Below are 19,652 nucleotides of genomic sequence, written 5' to 3' on the forward strand. Positions count from 1 at the left end.
TCGGTCATCCAGCACTCGATCGGCTTCTGCTCCACGGGGCCGACCCTAGACCCGCGACGGTTGGCAGGCCGGGCACCAGAACAGGTTGCGGTTCTGGTGCTCGGCGTGCCGTACCGGCGTCCCGCAGACGAGGCACTCCATCCCGGTGCGGCGGTAGACGTAGACCTCGCCGCCGTGCCGGTCCTTCCGTCCGGCCCGACCGCGCCGGCGTGGGTCGTGCTCGGGACGCACGGTGTCGATACGGCCGGTCCGCACGCCGTCGCGCATGAGCGCGACGAGGTCGGCCCACATCGCGTCCCACGTCTCCCGGTCCAGCGACCGGCCCGGGAGCTGCGGGTCCAGGCCGTGCCGGAACAGCACCTCCGCGCGGTAGACGTTCCCGACGCCGGCGAGCACCTTCTGGTCCATCAGCAGCGTTGCGAGCGGGCTGCGCGAGGCCGAGATGCGGGCCCAGACCGTGTCCGGGTCGGCGTCGGGACGCAGCGGGTCCGCACCCAGCCGGGCCCGTAGGGCGCGGGCCTCGGCCGAGGTGAGGAGCTCACAGGCGGTCGGGCCGCGCAGGTCGGCGTAGTGGGTCTGCCCGACCAGGCGCATCCGCAGCTGCCCGACCGGTTCCGGTGCGGGCAGCGGCTGTTCGACGAACGTGCCGTACAGCCCGAGGTGGACGTGCACGACGCGGTCGCGGCCGTAGCGGTGGAACAGGTGCTTGCCGTGGGCCTCGGCCCCGGTCATCACCTCGCCGTCGAGCAGCGCCGCAGAGGCTCCGAAACGGCCCTGCGGGCTGGACACGCCGACCGGCCGGCGCACGAACAGCTTCCGGTGCAGCCGCGCCAGCCGGTGCAGCGTGTGTCCCTCGGGCATCCCGGCTCCGGGTCAGGACGCGGGGAGCGCGATCTCGCCGGTCCGCTCGTAGTCGAGGACCTGGTCGATGCGCCGCTGGTGGCGCGCGTCGCCGGAGAACGGGGTGGCCAGGAAGGCGTCGACGATCGCGACGACCTCGTCGAAGCTGTGCTGCCGCGCGCCGACACCGATGACCTGGGCGTCGTTGTGCTCGCGGGCGAGCTTCGCGGTGGCCTCGTTCCACGCCAGCGCGGCGCGGATGCCCTGCACCTTGTTGGCGGCGATCTGCTCGCCGTTGCCGGATCCGCCCAGCACGATGCCGAGGGACTCCGGGTCCTCGACCACGCGCCGCGCGGTCTCGATGCACCAGGCGGGGTAGTCGTCGAGGGCGTCGTAGGTCGGTGCCCCGACGTCGATCGCCTCGATCCCCTGCTCGGTCAGGTACTCGACGAGCTTGCCCTTGACCTCGAAACCGGCGTGATCACTGCCCAGGTAGACGCGCACGGGGCACGATCCTCCCCCATGCGGATCAGCGGCGTGGACGGGGTCCCGGGTGGCTGGGTGGTGTGCGTGCTCTCCGGCAGCGGACGGACACGTGAGGTGACGTGGACGGTGGTCCCCGACGCGGCGTCGGTGCTCGCCGCGACGGCCGGGTGCGACGCCGTCGGGGTCGACATCCCGCTGTCGGTCCCGGCCGGTGCGCAGCGCCGCGAGGCCGAGATCCTCGCGTCGGCGCGGCTGGGCCGGGCGCGGTCCTCCCTGTTCCCGACCCCGCCCGCCCCGGTGCTCGACGCGGGCTCCTACGACGAGGCCTGCGCCGCCGCCCAGGCCGTCACGGGGAAGAAGATCAGCCTGCAGACCTGGTACATCGTCGGGAAGATCCGCGAGTTCCAGCAGGTGCGGCTGCCGTCGTCGGTGGTCGAGGCGCACCCGGAGCTGACGTTCCGCACCATGGCACCGTCGCGTGCGTTCGCGTCGAAGAAGACCGCGCGCGGGGCGGGCCAGCGGGTCGCGGCGCTGTCGGAGTGGGTCCCCTCCGCCGCGTCGCTCGGTGACCTGCCCACCGCCGCCCGGCTCGACGACGTCCTCGACGCGCTGGCCTGCGCCTGGACCGCGGAGCGCGTGGCCCACGGGACCGCGGAGCTGCTCGGCCCGGGAACCGACGCCCTGGGCCGGTCCACCGCGATCGCGGTCTGAGCGCGAGGATCACCGGATGGACGGGCAGCGGTCGGACGGGCAGCGGCCGGACGGGCAGCGGCCGGACGGGCGCTGGCTCGAGCTCGCCGACGGGGTACTCGCCCGCCGCCACGACGAGCTCGACCTGACCACCGGCCTCGTGCTCGGCACGTCCGCCGCCCTGGTCATCGACACCCGTGGCGACACCGCCCAGGGCGCCGAGCTCGCCGCCGCGGTGCGCGCGGTGACCGCCCTGCCCGTCGTCGTGGCACTCACCCACGCCCACTTCGACCACTGCTTCGGCACCGCCGCGTTCCCGGGCGCCCCGGTGTACGCCCAGGCCGGCTGCGCGGGCGCGCTCCTGGCGACGGCCGCCGCCCAGCGCGCCCACTGGACCCGGCACTACCGCGACGCCGGGAGCGCCGGCAGCTCCGGGGGATCCGGCAGCTCCGCCGCCGCGACGGCCGATGCGCTCGCCGCCACGGTCCCGGTCCTCCCCGACCACCCGGTCTGCGCCCGCCCGGCCTCCGTGCACCCGCTCGACCTGGGCGGACGCGTCGTGCAGCTCGTGCACCCCGGCCCCGGGCACACCGGACACGACCTGGTGGTGCACGTCCCGGACGCGGGCGTGCTCTTCGCCGGGGACCTGCTGGAGAACGGGGCACCGCCGTCGTTCGGGCCGGACTCCTACCGCCGCGACTGGGCGGCCGCCGTGGGGCTGCTGCTCGAGGTCGGCGCAGCACCCGCCGCCATCGGGACACGGGTGTTCGTCCCGGGGCACGGCGATCCCCTGTCGCCCGACGAGGTGGCGGCACAGCACGCGGACCTGCTGCGGATCGCCCGGACCTCCGACGCCGTGGTTCCGAGGGCTCCCTCTGCGAAGTCGCTTACCCGGTGAGTGAATCCACGCACCAAGGGTCTGTCGACCCCCGTGTGTCGACCGCGCAAGCCACGAGTGATGGCGCAGATCGTCGTGCGTCGGTGTCGCAGATGCCAAGCGGCGAGTGCTCTCTCTCTCTCTCTCTGCGAATTCGCTTACCGGGTAAGCGATTCCGTACACAGAGGGTCTGTCGACCACACCGCATCGACCGCGCAAGCCGCGAGCGATGGTGCAGATCGTCCTGCTTCGGTGTCCCCCGATGCCGCGGGGCGACGGTTCCTTCCGGGAATTCGCTTACCCGGTAAGCGAATTCCCGGATCCCCCACCGGCAGCCGCGGTGGTCCGTCGGGAGTGGTCAGGTGCACCGGTCTGCCGCACGGCTTCGTCGACGGTGGTCAACGCGAAGACCGTCCGCGCGTCGCGGCACGGTCATCCGCCCGGTCGAGCCCGCCGCCGCGGAGCCGCGGCAGCGCCGGAGCCCGGTGGGGCGGCTGTCGGCGTGGCGGCGTTCGACAGGGCTGCGGCCGGTGGGGCCGTGGGCGGCGGGGCGGCAGCCCGGGACCGGTCGGACAGCACCCGCGCGAGGCGGTCGGCGAAGCCGGAGGGGTCCGGACCCGCCCCCCGGCGCAGGCGGTACAGCTCCACGGTCGGCGGCCCGTCCACGACGCGGGACAGCGGCGCCGTCGGACGGTCGTCCATCGCGATCCGTGGGAGCTCGACGGTCGGAGCGTCCGCGGGGGCGGCCGAGAGGAACGGGGCCGCGGGGGACGGGGCCGGGAGCGCGGTGGGCAGGTACCGACGCAGTGCGAGCACCGCGGGCAGGCCCAGCGCCGGCCCGACGGCGAGCACGACGAGCGCCGTCTGCCATCCGACCGCCGCCGCGACCACCGGGACCGTCGCGATCCCCGCGACGGTGAGCAGGAAGCCCAGTGCGGTCTGCACGGTCAGGGCGGTGCCGGTGTAGCGGGGGTCGGCGACCTCGATCGTCGCCGTCGTCAGGACCGCGGAGTCGGCGACGGCGGCCGCGCCCCACAGCACGCAGAACGCGCCCACCAGCAGGGGCGCGGCGCCGAGCACGAGTGGGGACACCGCACAGCAGACCCCGCTGACCAGCAACGACGTCGCGATCACCGGGACGCGGCCGTAGCGGTCCGCGGCGCGGCCGCCCAGCACACAGCCGGCGGCGCCGCCCAGCCCGGCCGCCACGAACACCAGCAGGTGCTCCGACGGGCCGGGGTCCCCGCCGGCGAGTGCGGCGCCCAGCCAGGTCCACAGCGCGTACAGCTCCCACATGTGCCCGAGGTAGCCGAGCACGACCAGCCGCGGTCCGGGCTCGCGGAGGAGCCGGAGCGCGTAGCCGGTGTCCGGGGGCGGGGCCGGGGCGAGCGCCGGGCCGGGGCGCAGGCACCAGCGGGCCAGCGCGGCGGCCACGACACCGCACAGCGCGGCGCCGGCGAGCACCCCGCGCCACGGCAGCCCCGGCAGCCCGCCGATCAGGTGCGGCAGCGCTGACCCGACGGTCAGCGCCCCGACCAGCACCCCGAGGTCGCGGGCCCGGCGCGACCGGTCCGACCAGGAGGTCATGATCTTCATGCCGACCGGGTAGACGAGCGCGAGGCACACCCCGGTCAGGGTCCGCAGCACCAGCGCGGCCACCGGACCGTCGACGACGGCGGCGAGCAGCAGCGTGCAGGACGCCGCCGCGGCCGCACCGCCCGCGAGCAGCAGCTGCGGCGGGACCCGGTCGGCGAGGGTCAGGACCGCCGAGACGACCGCGCCGGCCGCGAAGCCGAGCTGCACCGACGTCGTCAGCCACACCCCGGCCGCCGCGGACAGGTCCCACTCGGCGCGCAGCTCGGGCAGTACCGCGGACGCGGAGAACCACACGGCGAGCCCGAGCACCTGGACGAGCGCGACCAGGGCCCGCGCGCGGCGACCGGCGGTCATGGGCGGCTCCGTGGGGTCGGCGGATCCGGACACGCTAGCGAGAACAGCAGGTGGGAACTGGTCCGGACAGACGTCCGGATACCGCCGTACGGACCAGCGGACGGAGTGGCGTCGGGCGAGATCGCCGCGGGACACACGGACGTAACAGCGGACACCTAGCGTCACCGGCCGTGGGGAACGTGCCGCTGGTGGGGGTCGAGGAGGAGTTCCACGTGGTCGGCCTGGCCGACCGCCGGGCCGCGCCCGACGCGGAACGGTTGCTGGAGCACCTGGACGGGGCGGAGTTCTTCCCCGAGCTGCAACGGTCGCTGGTCGAGACCAACTCGCCCGCGACGCCGTCGCTGGACGAGCTGCGCACCCACGTGCGACGCCTGCGTACCCGGCTGCGTGAGGCGGCCGAACCGCTGGGGCTGGGTGTGGTCGCGGCCGGGACGGTGCCGCTGGTGGACCTGTCCGGCGACGACATCTCCGCCGGAGCACGGTACGAGCGGATGCAGCACGAGTACCAGATGCTGGTGCGCGAGCAGCACATCTGCGGGGTGCAGGTGCACGTCGACGTCCCCGACCGCGACACCGCCGTGCAGGTCTCGCGCCGGGTCTCCCCCGCCCTGCCGACCCTGCTCGCCATCACCGCCAGCTCGCCGTACTGGCGCGGCCACGACACCGGTTACGCCAGCTACCGCAGCATGATCTGGCAGCGCTGGCCCACCGCCGGGCCGCCCGGCGACGTCACCACCGCCGCCGAGTACGACACGATGATCGACGAGCTCATCGCGTCCGGGACGATCAGCGACGCCGGGATGCTCTACTTCGACGTCCGCCCCAGCGCGCACCTGCCGACCGTCGAGCTGCGGCTGTGCGACGCCTGCCCCGACGTCGACGACGTCGTGCTGGTGGCGGGGCTGTTCCGCGCCCTGGTCGCTCGTGCCCGCGCCGACACCGAGGCGGGCAGGCCGCTGCCCCGCGCCCGGCACGAGCTGCTGCGTGCGGCCGGGTGGCGGGCCGCGCGGTCCGGGCTGGAGGGCGACCTCGTCGAGATCGGCCGGGCCCCCGGCGGTCCCCCGACGCTGAGCTCCCCGTCGGTACAGCTGCGCGCGCTGGTCGAGGAGCTGCGGCCGTGGCTGGAGGAGGTCGGCGACCACGAGCAGGTCGCCGAGCTGGCCGAGGGCGTCCTGGCCCGCGGGTCGGGCGCGGCGGCGCAGCGGCGCGCGTTCGGGCGTCGCGGGTCGCTGACCGACGTCGTCGACGACCTGCTGGCCCGCACGTACGGCGAGCGGCCGCCGTCCGCGCCCGCGGAGACCGTGCCGTCCGCGCCGGAGCTGCTGCACGGCTACGTCCCACCCCGCTACGACGAGGCCGTCGACGCGTCCGGCGCCGTCCGGCCCGGCTACGGCTGGCTGTTCCGGTCGCTGGAGCGGCTCGGCCCGCGCGGGCTGGCCGCGGCGGAGAACGCCCTGCGCACCGAGCAGCGCGCCCGCGGGGTCACCTTCCCGGTGCCCGGCATCGAGCCCGGCGACGACGGCGAGCGGCTGTTCCCGCTGGACCTGGTGCCGCGGATCATCGAGTCGCAGGACTGGGCGCACCTGGCCTCCGGGCTGGAGCAGCGGATCCGGGCCCTGGAGTGCTTCGTCCGCGACGTCTACGGCCGCCGCGAGATCGTGCGCGACCGGGTCGTCCCGGCGTCGGTGGTCGAGCAGGCGCCCGGCCGCACCCGCGCCGGCGCGCTGGTGCCGCCGGACGCGGTGCGGATCGCCGTGGGCGGCATCGACCTGGTCCGCGACGACGCCGACGGCTGGGTCGTGCTGGAGGACAACCTGCGTGTCCCCTCGGGCATCGGCTTCTCGATGATGAGCCGGCGCCTGATCCGCAGCGTGCTGCCCGACCTGGAGTCGCCCTCGGAGGTGCGCCACCTCGACGACGTGCCGGACCGGCTGCGGGCGGCGCTCGCGGCCGGCGACCCCGACGGACCCGACGGGGAGGCCGCGCTGCTGACCGCGGGCGAGGTGGACCCGGCGTTCTTCGAGCACCGGCTGCTCGCCGAGGCGATGGACGTCCCGCTGGTGACCCCGGCCCGGTTGCAGGTCACCGACGGCGCGCTGTTCCTCGTCGGCGGCGGGCGGCGGCGCCGGATCACCACCCTCTACCGTCGGATGGACGAGAACGAGCTCGCGACCGCCCGCGGAGCCGACCACCGGCCGCTCGGCCGCGCGCTGTGGGCGGCGATGGCCCGCGGGCGGGTCGCGCTGCGCAACGCGCCCGGCAACGGCGTCGCCGACGACAAGCTCGTCTACGCCTACGTGCCGGAGATGATCCGCTACTACCTCGGCGAGAAGCCGGTGCTGGCCTCGGTGCCGACGCTGCCCTGCGTCGACCCGCTCGCCCGTGAGCAGGTCCTGGACCGGCTCGACCGGCTGGTGCTCAAGCCCGTCGACGGCTACGGCGGCGCCGGGATCGTGATCGGCCCGCACGCCGGGCGCGCCGAGCTGGACCGGGTGGCCGCGGCGATCCGGGACACCCCGGCCGGCTGGGTCGCCCAGGACCTCGTCGGGATCTCCACCCATCCCACCTTCACCGACGGCGCCCTCCGGCCCCAGGCCGTCGACCTGCGGGTCTTCGCGGTGCAGTCCCACGGCGCCGGCGGGGTGCCCGAGGTCGACGTGCTGCCCGCGGCGCTGTCGCGGGTCGCCCCGCCCGGCGGGATGATCGTGAACTCCTCGCGCGGCGGCGGGGCGAAGGACACCTGGGTGCTGGCCTGAGGCGGGCTCAGCCGGCGAGCAGCAGGTCCGGCTCGCCCAGCACCCGGTCGGCGACGGCGCGGGCGGTCCCGGTGACGGTGGCCGCCCGGCCGTGCGGGGACACGAGCACGGCGACGTCCGGCCCGGTCGCGACCCCGCGGCGCACCAGCTCCGCGTGCACCGCGGGGACCAGCCAGCTGCCCAGCTCGGCGTAGCTGCCACCGAGGACGACGGTGCCGACGTCGACGACGTGGAGCACCGACGTCAGCGCCGTCCCGAGCGCGGCGCCGGCCCGGGCCAGCGCCCCCGTCGCGGCCGGGTCCCCCGCGCGGGCGGCGGTCCGCAGCGCCGCGACGTCGGCGGCGCCCGCGTCGCCGAGCAGGGCGGGCAGGCCCGCGTAGACCTCGACGCAGCCGGTGCCGCCGCAGCCGCAGCGCCGCCCGTCGCGCTCGATCACGACGTGTCCGATCTCCCCGGCGACGCCGCGGGCGCCGGGCAGCACCCGCCCATCGACGACGATCCCGCCACCGATCCCCACGTCGGCGGAGACGTAGACGAAGTCGTCGGCCTGCCCCAGGTGCGCGAGCGCCCCGAGCGAGGCCTCGTTGCCGACGAGCAGCGGCACCTCACCGAGCGCACCGGCGTGCTCGGCGGGGCGGCAGCCGTCGAGCCGGGGCAGGTTCGGGGCCCGCAGCAGCACCGCCGCGTGGTCCGAGCCGCGCACCGGTCCGGGGACGGCGATCCCGGCCCCGGCGACCGTGCGGCCGGTGCGCGCGGCAAGGTTCGCCGCGGTCCGCGCGGCCCGCCCGAACACCGCATCCGGGTCGAGGCCGCGGTGGTCGCGGCGCCGGCGCGACCGGTGCACCACCTGCCCGTCCAGACCGGTGACCAGCGCGTCGACGCCGTCGACCTCGACCGACACGGCCAGTACGACGGGCCCGGTACCGGCGAACGCCAGCGGCGTCCCGGGCCGCCCGACCCCGCTGCGGTCCGGCTCCCCCTCCGCGAGCACGCCCGCGGCGACCAGCGGGTCCAGCAGCCCCGCGACGGTGCCGCGGGTCAGCCCGGTCGCCGCGGCGAGCGACGCCCGCGACGACGGCGCCGCCCGCAGCGCCCCCAGCAGCAGGCCGAGGTTGTGCCGGCGCACCGCCGGTGGACGCGCGGGTGGGGCCTGCGGGCGGGGAGATCGGTCGTGCACGGGGTCAGCGTGCCCCGGTGAGGTGCTCGCACGCGAGCTGGTGGAGCCGGACGAAGCCGTAGCCGCGACGGCCCAGCGCGTCCGGGTCGGCGGCGTCCAGCGCCGGGTCGGCCAGCAGGTCGGCCACGGTCTCCCCGGCCCCCAGCGTCGGCTCGGACAGTGCGGGCACCCCGGCCTCGGCGAGCGCGGCGACGACCTCGGGGTCGGCCCGGAACGCGGCCGCCCGCTCGCGCAGCAGCAGGTAGGTGCGCATGTTCGCCGCGGCGCTGTCCCACACCCCGCGCCGGTCCTCGGTGCGCGAGGGCTTGTAGTCGAAGTGCCGCGGCCCGTCGTAGCCCGCGGACTCGAGCAGGTCGACCAGCGAGAACGCGTTCAGCAGGTCACCGTGGCCGAACACCAGGTCCTGGTCGTACTTGATGCCGCGCTGTCCGTTCAGGTCGATGTGGAACAGCTTCCCGGCCCACAGCGCCTGGGCGACGCCGTGGGTCATGTTCAGCCCGGCCATCTGCTCGTGCCCGACCTCGGGGTTGACGCCCACGAGCTCGGGGTGGGCGAGGCGCTCGACGAAGGCCAGCGCGTGCCCGACGGTGGGCAGCAGGATGTCCCCGCGGGGCTCGTTGGGCTTGGGCTCGATCGCGAACCGGATGTCGTACCCCTGCTCCAGGACGTGCCCGCAGAGCAGGTCCATGGCCTCGCGGTAGCGGTCCAGGGCGGCACGGACGTCCTTGGCGGAGTCGTACTCCGAGCCCTCCCGTCCGCCCCACAGCACGAAGGTGCGGGCACCGAGTTCGGCGGCCAGCTCGACGTTGTGCAGCACCTTGCGCAGCGCGAGGCGCCGCACGGTCCGGTCGTTGGAGGTGAACCCGCCGTCCTTGAACACCGGGTGCGAGAACAGGTTCGTCGTGATCATCGGAACGGTCATCCCGGTCGCCTCGCAGGCCGTGCGCAGGCGTGCGATCTGCCGGTCCCGGTGGGCCGGGTCCGGCGCGAAGCCGAACAGGTCGTCGTCGTGGAAGGTGAGGCCCCACGCGCCGCGCTCGGCGAGCTCCTCGACGGCCTCGACGACGTCGAGCTCGGGGCGGGTGGGCGAGCCGAACGGGTCGGCCGCGGTCCAGCCGACGGTCCACAGTCCGAAGGAGAACTTGTCGGCGGGGGTCGGGGCGGGGACGGCCATCGTCTGCTCCTGGAGGTGTGGGGGCGGCTCCGGCGAGCATGCTCCCGGCAGCGATCCAGGTCCAGGATTTGTTCGTGTTCCGCACGAACAAATCCCTCGTTCGCCGTAGCGCTTGTCACCACCGGCGAAACGCAGTGGGTCTTGCGGGCGGGGCCCCGGCGCACGTGAGGTGGAACCCGGTGCGGACCCACCGGGTAGTTTCGGCGTCCGGCCGCGCGGAACCGCAGGACACGACAGCAGGAACGGGGGATGTGATCGGTGGAGGCCGGGCAGACCGTGCAGATCACCCAGACCGCCCCCGACCGTGCCGTCGCCGGGGCCGAACCCGGGCACCACTCGCCCGCGGTGTCCCCCGACGGCACCCGCATCGCCTGGATCTCCGACCGCACGGGGCGCCCGCGGGTGCACGTCGCGGCGCTGCCGGCGGACGGACCGGTCGACCCGGACGGGGCGCGGGTACTGGAGGCCCCCGGACCGCACGCCGACGTGACCGCGCTGTCCTGGTCCCCCGACGGCAGCCGGATCGCGGTGCAGGTCGCCCCGTGCGGCGGCGACCGCACCCGGGTGGCGCTGCTGGACCCCGACGGCGGGCCCGCCGTCGGGATCGCGACCCATGCCACCGCCGTCGTGCTGGGCGCGTGGGCGCCGAGCGGACGGTCGCTGGGCGTCACCGTGCTGTCCGACGCGACCCCGCGCGGCGCCCGACCGGGCGACGGCACCGCCTGCCTGGTCGACGTGCGCGACGGCTCCTCCACCGTGCTCGGGTCCGGGCAGGCTGCCGTCGTCCAGGCGGTGTCGGCCGACGGACGACGGGTCGTGCTGCGCACCGGCCGCCGCGGGGAGCGCGCCCTGGAGCTGGTCGACCTGCACCGCGGCACGCGGGACCGGGTGATCGGCGGGCCCGGCGGGGCGCTCACCGCGGCCGCCCGCTTCGGCAGCGCCCCCGGCACGCTCTGGGTGCACACCGACGCCGACCGCGAGCACACCGCGCTGCTCGCCGTCGCGCTCGGCCCCGCGGGCGAGCACCGCCTGTCCCCCGCCCGCCCGGTCGCCGTCCGGCCCGGCGCCGACCTGGAGGTCGTGGCACTGGACCCGGGTGGTCCGCGGGCCGCGCTGGTGTGGAACGTCGGGGGGCGCAGCCAGATCGAGATCGCCGACCTGCGTGGCGGCAGGCCGGAGCGGCTGCCCGCGCCGTGCGACGTCGTCACCGGGGTGGCCTTCGCCCGCGACGGCGTGTCGCTGCTGGTGGCGGGGCACGCGCCGGGGGTGGCGCCGTACGTGGTGCGGATGCCGCTGGACGCGAGCCCGGCCACACCGCTGCTCGGCGGCACCCCGGTGACGCCGCGGCCCCCGCGCCCGGAGGCGGTCGGCTTCCCGGCCGAGGACGGGCTGCGGCTGGCCGGATGGCTGCACCGGCCGTCGTCGCCGACGGGGGTGGGGTTCGTGTGGCTGCACGGCGGGCCCGAGTCCGAGGAGCGGCCCGGCTGGGCGCCGCTGCTGCACGGTCTGGTCGCCGCCGGGGTCACCGTGCTCACGCCGAACGTGCGCGGGTCCTCCGGGCGCGGGCGGTCCTTCGCCCGGCTCGACGACGGCCCGCTGCGGCCGGGCTCGATCGCCGACGTGCGGGCCGCGACCCGGCTGCTGGCGGGGGTGCCCGACGTCGACCCGCGCCGGATCGTCGTCGGCGGCCGGTCCTACGGCGGGTTCCTCACCCTGGCCGCGCTGACCCGGTTCCCGGAGTTGTTCGCGGCCGGCGTCGACGTGTGCGGCATGTCCGACATGACCGCCTTCTACGCCGACTCCGAGCCGTGGATCAGCGGGCCGGCGACCACCGAGTACGGGCACCCGCACCGTGACCGCGCGCTGCTGGAGGAGCTGTCCCCGCTGCGCGCCGCGGACCGCATCGCCGCACCGCTGCTGGTCGTGCACGGCGAGCACGACACGAACGTCCCGCTGGCGCAGGCACTCGCGATCCACGCGGCACTGGCCGCGCGCGGTGCGCCGGTCGAGCTGCTGCGCATCCCCGACGAGGGCCACGAGGTGCACGACCGGCACACCCGGGCCGCGGCGAACGCCCGCATCGTGGAGTTCGTGACCGCGACGGTGGCCCGTGGCTGACCGGGCGCCCCGGCCCGGGTGGGCGGTCGCGGTGCGGGCGCTGGTCGGGATCGTGGCCGTGGTCGTCGTGATGGGGATCGTCGTCGTCGCGGGCCCGGTGCTGCTCGCCGGGCACCCGGCCTACCCGGTGCTGCTCGCCGTCGTCGCCCTGGTGGGGCTGGTCCTGGTGGCGCGTTCGGGGCGCCCGGCGCGGCCCGGACGGCTGCGGACGGCCGGGCGGGCCGCCGGTGCGGTGCTGCTGGTCGCGCTGGTCGCCGCCGTGCTGTGGCTGCGTCCCTACGCGGCCGACGAGACCGCGCTCGCCGCGACCACGCCGTCGGACCGGGTCGCGGTGGTGCACACCGCGACGACGTGGGAGCTGCGCCCGACCGCGCCGTCCGGCCGGGGCCTGGTGTTCGTCCCCGGGGCGCTGGTCGACCCGCGGGCCTACCTGGCGCTGCTGCGCCCGCTGGCCGAGCAGGGGGTGCGCGTGATCGTGACCACACCGCCGCTGGGCGTCGCACTGACCGATCCGGGGGCCGTCGGCCGGGCGGTCGATTCGGCGCCCGAGGTCCGTACCTGGGCGGTCGGCGGGCACTCCCTGGGCGGCGTGGCGGCCGCGCGGGCACTGGACGTGCCCGGGGTGCGTGGGCTGGTGCTGTGGGCGTCCTACCCGGCCGCCGACGTGTCGGGGGCGCCGGTCGCGGCCCTGTCGGTGTCCGGCTCCCGCGACACGCTGGCCACCCCGGACGCGATCGCGGACTCCTGGACGCAGCTGCCCGCGGGGACCCGTTTCGTCGTCGTCGACGGAGGGGTGCACGCCTACTTCGGGGACTACGGCCCACAGACCGGCGACGGCGAGCCGGGCGTGGACCGGGCGACCGCACAACGGCAGATCGTCGCCGCGACCACGGACGTCGTGACGTCGCTGCGCCCCGGCTGACCGGTCGGGACGGTCAGGCCGTGCTGAACGACTGCAGGATCTCCTGGCCCTCGCTGTCGGTGCCGACGACGAACCGGTAGTTCTCCCGGGTCGTCGTGCCGTCGTTGCGCATGAACACGACGGTCGCGGTGACCGTGTTCGGGCCGGCGTTGCGCAGGTTCTCGGCGTAGACGTTCCGCACGGTGCTGTAGAAGGTCCGGAAACCCTGGATGCCCTGGCTCTGGGCCTGCGCCTGCGGGCTGAGCATCGCGAACGCGCCGTCGATGTCGCCGGGCAGCATCCGGTAGTAGTTCTGCACGAACGACACCGGATCCTGGACCTCGCCGGTCGCGGTGGTCGGTGTCGGCGTGGTCGTCGGCGCGGGCGTGGTCGTCGGGGCCGCGCTCGGGGTCGGCGACCCGCTCGTCGGCGGGGCGGCGATCACCGGCGGAGCGTCCTGCTGCCGGCTGGTCGAGTAGACGCCGAACGCGACACCGCCACCGACGACGAGCAGCACGGCCACCGCGCCCAGCACGACCGGGGTGCGACGACCCCGCCCGTCCCGGGAGCGGGTGGCACCGCCTCGTCGGCCGCCACGGCCGCCGGGACCGGGGATGACCTGCGGTGCGGGCACGGCCGGCGCGTCGATCACGGTCCCGCCGCCCTGCGCCTCGAGCCCGTCGGGCGCGCCCGCACCGTCGCCGGTGTCCATCACCGCGGTCGCCGTCGACGGCGTCGCGAGACCGGCGACGGACTGGCCCGCGGCGATCCGGGCGAGCGCCTCGCGGGCCTGGGCGGAGCTGGGCCGCTCGGCGGGGTCGTTGGCGAGCAGGCGCATCAGCAGCGCGGTCAGCGGGCCCGCCTCCTGCGGCGGGGTGATCGCGCCGGTGGCGACCTTGTGCAGCAGGGCGTAGGCGTTGTCGTCGAGGCCGAACGGCGGCTCGCCCTCGACCGAGGCGTAGAGCATCGCACCGAGCGCGAAGACGTCCGAGGCGGCCGTCGGCTCCTGGCCGCGGGCGACCTCCGGGGCCAGGAAGGCCGGGGTGCCGGCGATGACGCCGGTACGGGTGAGCTGCACGTCGTCGACGGCGCGGGACACGCCGAAGTCGGTGATCTTGGCCCGGCCGTCCTCGGCGATCAGGACGTTGCCCGGCTTGATGTCCCGGTGCACGACGCCCGCGGTGTGCGCGGCGGCCAGCCCGTCGGCGACCTGGCGGCCGATCGCGGCGGCCTCCCGCGGCGGGATCGGCCCCTTCTCGGCGAGCACCGCGGCCAGCGAGCGCGACGGCAGGTACTCCATGACCAGCCACGGACGGTCGTCGTGGACGACGACGTCGAACATGCTGATCACGTGCGCGTGCTGCAGGCGGGCGCCGATCCGGCCCTCGCGCAGGATCCGCTGGCGGGACTCCTCCAGCTGCTCGTCGGACGGCAGGGCCGCCGCGAGCAGTTCCTTGACGGCCACCGTGCGGTTCAGCAGCTCGTCCGTCCCCCGCCACACGGCACCCATCGCACCGGCACCGATCCGCTCGTCGAGCCGGTAGCGGTTCCCGATCCGGTGGGCGTCGGGGATGGGCGAACTCATGAGGTCCAAGGGTAGGGAATCGAGGCCGGGCCGCCGTCGGCAGGGCAGGTGCTGCGAACGACCGGGAGAGGGACCACGGACCCTACGCGACCACCGGTCGCGCAGCCAGCGACCGTACGCCACACCACAGGACCATCGATCACCTCGGAAGGCCCAACTTGTTGGCACATGCCGGCCACGATCCGTAACCGCCGCGGGCGTCGCGGACCTTGGTCGCGATCTCGATCTGCTGCTCCTTCGTGGCGCCGTCGGCGGTGGGGGCGTATCTCGTGCCGCCGAAGTCGCTCCAGGTGCCCTTGTCGAACTGCAGACCACCGTGGTAGCCGTTCCCGGTCGAGATGGACCAGTCGCCGGAGGACTCGCACTGCGCCAGCTCGTCCCAGGTGCCGTCGGCCGCCTTCGCCGACGACGACGGCGCCGGCTCCTTCTTCGCCTCCGGCTCCGGGGCGGGGGCCGGGGCGTCGGCGTCGCCCCCGCCGCTCCCGTTCCCGCGGTCCTCGTCCGGCTCGTCCCCGCGGTCCCTGTCCCCCTTGTCGCCCTTGTCGCCCTCGTCGCCCTTGTCGCCCTTGTCGCCGCGGCCCTCGTCGCTGCCGGACCCGCCGCTGCCGCCCTCGGCGGAGTCGTCGCCATCGGACGATCCACCGTTCCCGCCGGACGGGGCGCCGTCGCCGCCGGACCCGCGGAAGTCGCGGTCCTCCGGCTCCGATCCCGAGGCCGGGCCGTCACCTGCGCTGCCGCCGGAGGGGTGGCCGGAACCGCCGGAGCCCGACGGGGAGCCGCTGCGGGAGCCGTCGTCGCCCCCGCCACCGGTGCCGCCGTCCCCGCCGGTCGGACCGTCGCCGTCCGAGCCGTCGTCGTCCGAGGCGTCGCCGTCCGCGCCGCTGTCCGGCCCGGCGCTGTCCGGGGCGTCGTCGGCTCCGCTGCCCGTGCCGTCCCGGCCCCCACCGTCCGCCGTGTCACCCGCGCCCCGGCCGTCGCCGGAACCCTCGCCGTCGCCGGACCCGCCGGAGGGGCCCGCCGGGCCCGGTCCCCCGGCCGAGCCGTCCGAACCGGAACCCTCCGCCGCGGAGCCCCGGCCGGACCCCGCCCGTGCCACCGCGGACCGCACCCGCTCCCCCACCGCCCGTGCGACGGCGTCCGCGTCGGGCGCGCCGTACCCGGCGGCGACGTCGTCGACGACCAGGACCCAGTCGCGGCTGCCGCCCGGGCCCTGCGGGGCCGGGAACCGGGCGATCCCCGAGCTCGCGAGCTGGGCCAGCTCCAGCGTCGTCCCGGTCGCGGGCTGCACCCACCACGGGCGCGCGGTGTCGCCGGAGAGCAGGTCGAGGTCGAGGACCACGTCGCTGCCCGCCGGGGTGTGGCCGAGCACGTAGGACCCGTCCTCCGCCCCGGCGATGTCGACCCGGCTGTCCACCGCCGCGGCCCGCACGGTGAACGCGCCGTCGGAGTACGGGCTCAGCGCCGTCCGGGGCACCGCGTCGGCGAGCGCGCCCAGGTCCAGCACGGCGCCGACCGCGAGCTGCCCGCCCACGAGCGTCCCGGCGACCAGCGCCACCGCTCCGAGCACCAACGTCGTCCGCCGCGAGAACCAGGTGTCCACGGCCGGGCACTGTGCGCCCCCGCGGCGCCCGCCACGGCCGAACGGGCGATCCCGTTCGCGATCGCGAGCGGCGCCGCCGGGTGACCGTCACGGGCGAGGGGCCGGTGCCCCATCCGGCACCGGCCCCCTCGATCGCGGCGATCACGCCGTCACCGGCTCAGTAGTCGAAGGACGGGTCCTCGGTGCGGGTGCGCTTGAGCTCGAAGAAGTGCGGGTTCTCGGCCAGCAGCCGGGCGCCGTCGAACAGGCGGCCGGCGTCCTCGCCCTTCGGGACCCGGGAGATGACCGGCCCGAAGAACGCCACGCCGTCGACGTGGATGGTCGGGGTGCCCACGTCGAGGCCCACCGGGTCCATGCCCTCGTGGTGGCTGGCGCGCAGCTTCTCGTCGTACTCGGTGGAGTGCGCGGCCTCGGCCAGCGACTCCGGCAGGCCGAGCTCCTTCAGCGCGCCCGCGATGACGTCGTCGAAGTCCTTGTTGCCCTGGTTGTGGATGCGCTCGCCGAGCGCGGTGTAGAGCGGCGCCAGGATCTCCGGGCCCTTCAGCTCGGCGGCGGCGATGCACACGCGCACCGGGCCCCAGCCCTTCGACATGAGCTCGACATACTGCTCGGGCAGCTCACGGCCCTCGTTCAGCACGGACAGGCTCATGACGTGCCAGGTGACGTCGACGTCGCGCACCTTCTCCACCTCGAGCACCCAGCGGGAGGTCAGCCACGCCCAGGGGCACAGCGGGTCGAACCAGATGTCGATGCGGGCACGGCCGTCGGCAGCAGGAGTCGTCATACCCGGCGCAACGCCGGGCACCGGCCGCGGATTCCACGGGCCGCGCCCCGGGCACCGTGATTGGATGCCGACGACACCACTCCCCCGAGAGGACCCCGAACGACGTGACCCCGCCCAACCTCACCCGTGCCCAGGCCGAGGAGCGCGCGGCGCTGCTCGACGTCTCCACCTACGACGTCACGATCGACCTGACCGACGGCGCCGGAGCCCCCTCCGAGCGGACGTTCGCGGTGACGACCACGGTGCGCTTCACCGCCGCCGAGCCCGGCGGGAGCACGTGGATCGAGTGGGTGGGCGACGGCATCACCTCGGCGACGCTGAACGGCACCGAGCTCGATGCCGCCGTGTGGACCGAGGAGGACGGCCTCGCGCTGCCCGGTCTCGCCGCGGAGAACGAGCTGACGATCGTCGCGACCGGGCTCTACACCAACACCGGTGAGGGCCTGCACCGCTTCGTCGACCCCGTCGACCAGGCCGTCTACCTGTACTCGCAGTTCGAGACGGCCGACTGCAAGCGGCTGTTCCCCTGCTTCGACCAGCCCGACCTCAAGGCCCGCTACACCCTCACCGTGACCGCGCCGGAGGACTGGAAGGTCATCTCCAACTCCCCGGCGACGGTCGAGGGCGGCGTGCACCGCTTCGAGCGGACCGAGATCCTCTCGACCTACCTGGTCGCGCTGATCGCCGGGCCGTACGCGAGCTGGCACGACACCTACCGCGACGAGCACGCCGAGATCCCGCTGGGAATCTTCTGCCGCGCCTCGCTGGCCCCGCACATGGACCACGAGCGGATCTTCACCGAGACCCGGCAGGGCTTCGACTTCTACCACCGCAACTTCGGCGTGACCTACCCGTTCGGCAAGTACGACCAGCTGTTCGTGCCCGAGTTCAACGCGGGCGCGATGGAGAACGCCGGCGCGATCACGTTCCTGGAGGACTACGTCTTCCGGTCGCGGGTGACCCGCACGCTCTACGAGCGGCGCGCCGAGACGATCCTGCACGAGATGGCGCACATGTGGTTCGGCGACCTCGTGACCATGCGCTGGTGGGACGACCTGTGGCTCAACGAGTCGTTCGCGACCTGGGCGTCGGTGCTGTGCCAGGCCGAGGCGACCGAGTACACGGGCGCCTGGACGACGTTCGCGAACCTCGAGAAGTCCTGGGCCTACCGGCAGGACCAGCTGCCCTCGACGCACCCGATCGCCGCGGACATCCCGGACCTGCAGGCCGTCGAGGTCAACTTCGACGGCATCACCTACGCCAAGGGCGCGTCGGTGCTCAAGCAGCTCGTCGCCTACGTCGGGCTGGAGCCGTTCCTGGCCGGGCTGCGCGACTACTTCGCCGCGCACGCCTGGGGCAACGCCACCTTCGACGACCTGCTGGGCTCGCTGGAGAAGGCGTCCGGCCGGGACCTGTCGGACTGGGGGGCGCAATGGCTGCGCACCACCGGCCTGAACCTGCTGCGCCCGTCGTTCCAGGTCGACGAGGCCGGGACGTTCACCTCCTTCGACGTCGTGCAGGGCGGTGCCCGGCCGGGTGCCGGTGAGCTGCGCACGCACCGGATCGCCGTCGGCGTCTACGACGACGACCCGGAGACCGGCAAGCTCGTCCGCACCCACCGCGTCGAGCTCGACATCTCCGGCGAGCGAACGGCCGTCCCGGAGCTGGTCGGGCTGTCCCGCGGCAAGCTCGTCCTGGTCAACGACGACGACCTCACCTACTGCGCGCTGCGCCTGGACCCGGGCTCGCTCGCGACCCTGGTGGACCGGATCGGCGACATCGCCGAGTCGCTGCCGCGCACGCTGTGCTGGTCCTCGGCGTGGGAGATGACGCGTGAGGCCGAGCTGAAGGCCCGTGACTTCGTCACGCTGGTCGCCGGCGGGTTCGACACCGAGTCCGAGATCGGCGTCGCGGCGCGGCTGCTGCTGCAGGCCCAGACCGCGACGGCGTCGTACTGCACCCCGGAGTGGGCGCAGGGCCGCGGCTGGCCGCTGCTGACCGACGCGCTGCGGTTCCGCCTGGACACCGCCCCGCCCGGGTCGGACGTCCAGCTGGCCGTGGTCAACGCGCTGACCGCCTCGGTGCTGCCGGAGAACACCCTGGACCGGATGAAGGGCTGGCTGCTCGACGTCGACGTGCCGAAGGGGCTGACCGTCGACGCCGACCTGCGCTGGCGGCTGCTGCACGCGCTCGTCGCGCACGGGAAGGCCGGCGAGACCGAGATCGCCGAGGAGGCCGAGCGTGACGCCACCTCCACCGGGGCGCGGCAGGCCGAGCGGGCCCGCGCGCTGATCCCGACCGCGGAGGCCAAGGAGCGGGCGTGGCAGCGCGCCGTGCACGACGACTCCCTGCCGAACGCGATCAACGAGTCGGCGATCTCCGGGTTCTCCCACCCCGCACTGTCGACGGTGAGCCCCGGGCTGCTCGACGGCTACGTCCAGCGCTACTTCGACGAGATCGACGGCGTGTGGGCGCGCCGGACCTCGGAGCTGGCGCAGAACGTCGTCGTCGGGCTGTTCCCGTCCTGGGCGGTCGCGGAGCCGACCGTCGCGGCGGCGGACGCCTGGCTCGCCGACCAGTCCAAGCCGGCGTCGCTGCGCCGGCTCGTGTCCGAGGGGCGCGCCGGGATCGTGCGCGCGCTGGCCGCCCGTGAGTTCGACGGCCAGGCCACCCCTGACCCGGAGCGGACCACCGCGGTCGAGCAGCCCTGACCC

The 19,652-nt window shown here is 75.4% G+C and carries 14 protein-coding genes; 6 read left to right on the forward strand and 8 right to left on the reverse strand.

From position 1 onward, the window contains the following. Positions 1-45: 45 nt before the first annotated feature. The gene (locus tag ZF1_RS20825) at positions 46-861 is read right to left on the reverse strand and encodes an Fpg/Nei family DNA glycosylase (protein ID WP_405415709.1); all 816 of its coding nucleotides are present in this window, start codon (positions 859-861) and stop codon (positions 46-48) included. A 12-nt stretch (positions 862-873) separates the two neighbouring features. After that, complete coding sequence (locus ZF1_RS20830) at positions 874-1,344, reverse strand: ribose-5-phosphate isomerase (RefSeq protein ID WP_405415707.1); 471 nt, start codon at positions 1,342-1,344, stop codon at positions 874-876. 18 nt (positions 1,345-1,362) lie between these two features. On the opposite strand from ZF1_RS20830, the gene ZF1_RS20835 reads away from it, so the two are divergent. Both ZF1_RS20835 and ZF1_RS20840 read left to right on the forward strand, forming a co-directional pair. Further along, positions 1,363-2,037 (forward strand): DUF429 domain-containing protein, encoded by a 675-nt coding sequence (locus ZF1_RS20835; protein WP_465878260.1) that lies wholly within the window; start codon positions 1,363-1,365, stop codon positions 2,035-2,037. Between the two features lie 16 nt (positions 2,038-2,053). Further along, positions 2,054-2,914 (forward strand): MBL fold metallo-hydrolase, encoded by an 861-nt coding sequence (locus ZF1_RS20840; protein WP_482638126.1) that lies wholly within the window; start codon positions 2,054-2,056, stop codon positions 2,912-2,914. Between the two features lie 411 nt (positions 2,915-3,325). On the opposite strand, the gene ZF1_RS20845 is transcribed toward ZF1_RS20840, so the two are convergent. Next, entirely contained in the window at positions 3,326-4,843 is a 1,518-nt protein-coding gene (locus ZF1_RS20845) for an MFS transporter (protein ID WP_482638127.1), read from the reverse strand. A 170-nt stretch (positions 4,844-5,013) separates the two neighbouring features. On the opposite strand from ZF1_RS20845, the gene ZF1_RS20850 reads away from it, so the two are divergent. After that, on the forward strand, positions 5,014-7,599 hold the full coding sequence (locus tag ZF1_RS20850) for a glutamate--cysteine ligase (protein ID WP_357440562.1): 2,586 nt from the start codon (positions 5,014-5,016) through the stop codon (positions 7,597-7,599). Positions 7,600-7,606: 7 nt separating this feature from the next. Here the strand turns inward: ZF1_RS20850 and ZF1_RS20855 are convergent, their stop codons facing one another. Together ZF1_RS20855 and xylA are read right to left on the reverse strand one after the other, a co-directional pair. Beyond that, positions 7,607-8,776: an ROK family protein gene (locus ZF1_RS20855; protein WP_482638128.1), complete on the reverse strand. Its 1,170-nt coding sequence runs from the start codon at positions 8,774-8,776 to the stop codon at positions 7,607-7,609. Between the two features lie 4 nt (positions 8,777-8,780). Further along, positions 8,781-9,950, reverse strand: a complete 1,170-nt coding sequence (gene xylA, locus ZF1_RS20860) for a xylose isomerase (protein ID WP_476652306.1) — start codon at positions 9,948-9,950, stop codon at positions 8,781-8,783. Between the two features lie 258 nt (positions 9,951-10,208). Between xylA and ZF1_RS20865 the strand changes: the two genes are divergently transcribed. Then, positions 10,209-12,068: a prolyl oligopeptidase family serine peptidase gene (locus ZF1_RS20865; protein WP_482638129.1), complete on the forward strand. Its 1,860-nt coding sequence runs from the start codon at positions 10,209-10,211 to the stop codon at positions 12,066-12,068. Beyond that, positions 12,061-12,990 (forward strand): alpha/beta hydrolase, encoded by a 930-nt coding sequence (locus ZF1_RS20870; protein ID WP_482638130.1) that lies wholly within the window; start codon positions 12,061-12,063, stop codon positions 12,988-12,990. The genes ZF1_RS20865 and ZF1_RS20870 overlap by 8 nt, the downstream gene beginning before the upstream one ends. 13 nt (positions 12,991-13,003) lie before the next feature. On the opposite strand, the gene ZF1_RS20875 is transcribed toward ZF1_RS20870, so the two are convergent. The 3 genes from ZF1_RS20875 to ZF1_RS20885 all read right to left on the reverse strand — a co-directional run bounded on the left by ZF1_RS20875 (position 13,004) and on the right by ZF1_RS20885 (position 16,938). Continuing rightward, positions 13,004-14,554 carry a serine/threonine-protein kinase gene (locus ZF1_RS20875; protein ID WP_482638131.1) on the reverse strand — a complete coding sequence of 517 codons (1,551 nt, stop codon included), beginning with the start codon at positions 14,552-14,554 and terminating at the stop codon, positions 13,004-13,006. A gap of 139 nt (positions 14,555-14,693) precedes the next feature. Continuing rightward, complete coding sequence (locus tag ZF1_RS20880) at positions 14,694-16,154, reverse strand: transglycosylase family protein (RefSeq protein ID WP_482638132.1); 1,461 nt, start codon at positions 16,152-16,154, stop codon at positions 14,694-14,696. Positions 16,155-16,311: 157 nt separating this feature from the next. Then, positions 16,312-16,938 (reverse strand): mycothiol-dependent nitroreductase Rv2466c family protein, encoded by a 627-nt coding sequence (locus tag ZF1_RS20885; protein ID WP_073575559.1) that lies wholly within the window; start codon positions 16,936-16,938, stop codon positions 16,312-16,314. A 104-nt stretch (positions 16,939-17,042) separates the two neighbouring features. Here ZF1_RS20885 and pepN point away from each other — a divergent pair, with 104 nt between their 5' ends. Further along, the gene (gene pepN / locus ZF1_RS20890) at positions 17,043-19,649 is read left to right on the forward strand and encodes an aminopeptidase N (RefSeq protein WP_482638133.1); all 2,607 of its coding nucleotides are present in this window, start codon (positions 17,043-17,045) and stop codon (positions 19,647-19,649) included. Positions 19,650-19,652 lie beyond the last annotated feature (3 nt).

The organism is Pseudonocardia sp. ZF1, from assembly GCF_056835605.1.